General features: G+C 63.1%; 3 protein-coding genes. 2 read left to right on the top strand and 1 reads right to left on the bottom strand.

What is annotated here, in order from left to right:
• Positions 1-151 precede the first annotated feature (151 nt).
• The gene (locus AB5Y92_RS01225; RefSeq protein WP_040066634.1) at positions 152-1,174 is read right to left on the bottom strand and encodes an MBL fold metallo-hydrolase; all 1,023 of its coding nucleotides are present in this window, start codon (positions 1,172-1,174) and stop codon (positions 152-154) included.
• 155 nt (positions 1,175-1,329) lie between these two features.
• Between AB5Y92_RS01225 and AB5Y92_RS01220 the strand changes: the two genes are divergently transcribed.
• The gene (locus AB5Y92_RS01220; RefSeq protein WP_100646564.1) at positions 1,330-2,229 is read left to right on the top strand and encodes a LysR family transcriptional regulator; all 900 of its coding nucleotides are present in this window, start codon (positions 1,330-1,332) and stop codon (positions 2,227-2,229) included.
• Between the two features lie 101 nt (positions 2,230-2,330).
• Positions 2,331-2,947 (top strand): amino acid permease (locus tag AB5Y92_RS01215; protein ID WP_368225230.1); only part of this gene is annotated, 617 nt, incomplete at its 3' end.

Genomic DNA, 2,947 nt, shown 5'->3' with positions numbered 1-2,947 from the left:
GTGTTGAAAGGCTGGGGTATCCATGATGGTAGACCTCAAGGTGATGGCCTACTTCAAGATTAGCCTTTCAACACGTAATTGGGACAGAGCCTAAAGATAGCCCCCGGTGTCGATTGCGGATGCCGACCATGGCTGACCGGCATCCGTGCCTCTATTTGTTGTCGATATTCTCCGACTGCCAGAGGGCATAGCCCTTGCCGGAGGCCGTGGTGGGCAGATCAATCTGCATCAGGTCGTTGCCGATGACAAAGGGGCCCGAGTAGCGGGCGCGCAGATCCTGCGCCAGATCTTTGACCCTGATCTTGCCGTTGAGGCCGATATGGCTGAACACGGTCAGCGCCGGTTTGGCTTCGTTCATTACCCGGGCCGCCTGCTCGGGGGAGGCGAGGTGACCGGCGATCGCCTTGTAGCCGGGGTTGGCCTTCATCTGCTCGGCAGAGGTCATGGAGACGCAGTGCACCAGCAGGTCGGCCCCTTTGGCCTGCTTCACCACTTCGGGGCTGTAGCGGGTATCGCCGGAGAGCACCACGCTGTGGCCGTGGTAGTCGATGCGATAGCCGAATGACGGCTTGATGTTGACCCCGTGGTCGTTGTCAAAGGCGGTTACCTTGACTCCGTCATGGTTGTAGACCACCCCGGCGGTGACCTCGTGGCTGTTGATCTCCACCCCGTCCAGCGGCGTTCCCTCATCCTTGACCCGGGTGGCGATGTCGGTGGCGTAGGCCTGCTGCAAGCCACGGGCGAGAGCTGTGGTGCCTTTGGGGCCGTAGAGTTCCATCGGCGCGTGGCGCTGGCCATAGGCCGGTTGCAGCCAGCCGGTCAGCCAGAGATCCGCCAGCCCGTTGGTGTGGTCGGAGTGAAAGTGGGTGAGGAAGAAGGCGTTGACCCGGCCGATGGGGATATGCAGCTGCCACAGGCGAGTTGCGGAGTTGCGGCCAAAATCGAACACCAGCTTCTGGTTGCCCGCCTCGACCAGAGTGCTGTAGCCGCCCCGGCTGATCTGGGGCACCGGAGTGCCGGTGCCGAGCAGGCTGACCCGAAAGATATCGGGCCGGGCTTGAGTTGCTGAGGCAGGGGCATGGTCGTGGTTGCTGATAAAGCTGCTCTCGGCAGCCTGACTGGCGCCGCTCGCCAGTAGACCGACCAGCAGGGCGGCCAGATAGGTGCTTTTCATGGGAATTTATCCTGTGGGGGAGGGATGGCATCACTGTATTGGTAACCAAAAGTTAAATAAATTGGCTAAAATCCATTTCTTACTAAACTTTTGGTTGTGAATTAGGGCCCTTGTCGCGGGCCAAACGGCCTTGAAACGGGCAAAAAGGAGGGGTTGTGGACCGATTGACCAGCATGCGTATCTTCACCCGGGTGGTGGATCTCGGCTCCTACAGCGCGGTGGCGAGCGAAGAGGGGATCAGCGCCCAGATGGTGGGCAAGCATGTGCTGGGGCTGGAGCAGTGGCTGGGGGGCAAGCTGTTTCACAAGACCACCCGCCAGCAGACCCTCACCGAACTGGGCCAGCTGTTTTTGGCTCGCTGCCAGCGGGTGCTGGAGGAGCTGGCACTGACCGAGTCGCTCACCCAGAACCTGCTGGCCGAGCCGGCCGGACGGCTGCGCATCGCCGCTCCCCTCAGCTTTGGCCACCACCGGCTGGTGCCGCTGCTGCCCGCTTTTCTCGACCGCTACCCCAAGCTGGATCTGGATCTGCAGCTTACTCCGCGCTGGGTCGATCTGGTGGAGGAGGGGTTCGATGCCGCCATCCGCACCCTGCGCCCGCAGGATGAGGCACTTATTGCCCGTCCGCTGCTGACCCAGCACTACCGCCTCTGCGCTGCCCCCGACTACCTCAATCGCCACGGCGTGCCCCGTCATCCGGCCGATCTCGCTCGCCACCAGTGTCTGCACGGCAACTGGGGGGAGCATGAGCGCTGGCAGTTTGTTGGCGAGGATGGTCAGAGCGAGGAGGTGCGGGTCGCCTCGCGCCTGCGCATCAATCACTGGCCAGCCTTGTTGACGGCTGCGCTCTCGGGGGCTGGCATCACCTTGCAGCCAGCCGAACAGGTGCGTGAGCATATCGCTGCGGGGCGTCTGCTGCCGCTGCTTGGCCGCTATCAGAGCCCGGCCAAGACCCTCTACTTCATCTATCCGGCGGCGCGGCGGCAGGTGCTCAAAATCACCCTGCTGGGGGATTTTCTGGCCGAGTCCCTGCAAGCTGGGCCCGAGCCCGAATAAAAGGCTGCATATTCTCGCAGCCGCGATTAACCATCGTGCTTAACAAAGGGGCGGAGCAGGCCTAACATGGCGGGATGTTTTTCTAGTCGGGACAAAAGGATATGTCTGGGTTGAAAAAGGATCTCGGGCTCTGGCAGGGGATGGGGCTGCTCGCCACCTCGCTGCTCGGCACCGGGATCTTCGTGGTACCGGCGACAGCCGCCTCGCTGGCGGGCGGGGCCTCGCTCTGGGCCTGGTTGCTGCTGATTGCGCTGGTGCTGCCCATCGCTTTTACCTTCGCTCGCCTCGGTCGTCGCTATCCCCATGCGGGCGGTGCGCCGCACCTGATTGGCCTCGCCTTTGGCAACGGCGCTGAGCGCTTCTCCGCCTTCCTCTTTCTGGCTGTGCTGCCGGTGGGGCTGCCTGCCGCCCTGATGATTGCCGCCGGCTTCTGGCATGCCCTGTTCGAGATGGGGGAGTGGACCCTCTGGGCCATCCAGCTGCTGACCCTGCTCGGGGTCTTTCTGCTGGGGCTGCGCGGGGCGCGCTCCTCCGGCAATCTGCAACTGCTGATTGCGCTCGCCATTTTGGGGCTCACCCTGCTGATCTGGTTCAAGGGGGAGGTGAGCTGGCGCGATGCGGCCCGGCCGCTGCCGAGCGCGGATGAGTGGCCCCCTATGGCCACCGCGCTGGCGGTGATGTTCTGGTGTTTCGTCGGGCTGGAAGCCTTCGCCCACAT

Source organism: Aeromonas sp. R1-1 (genome assembly GCF_040908495.1).
GTDB lineage: Bacteria > Pseudomonadota > Gammaproteobacteria > Enterobacterales > Aeromonadaceae > Aeromonas > Aeromonas veronii.
This window is presented reverse-complemented; position numbering and strand designations above follow the sequence as displayed.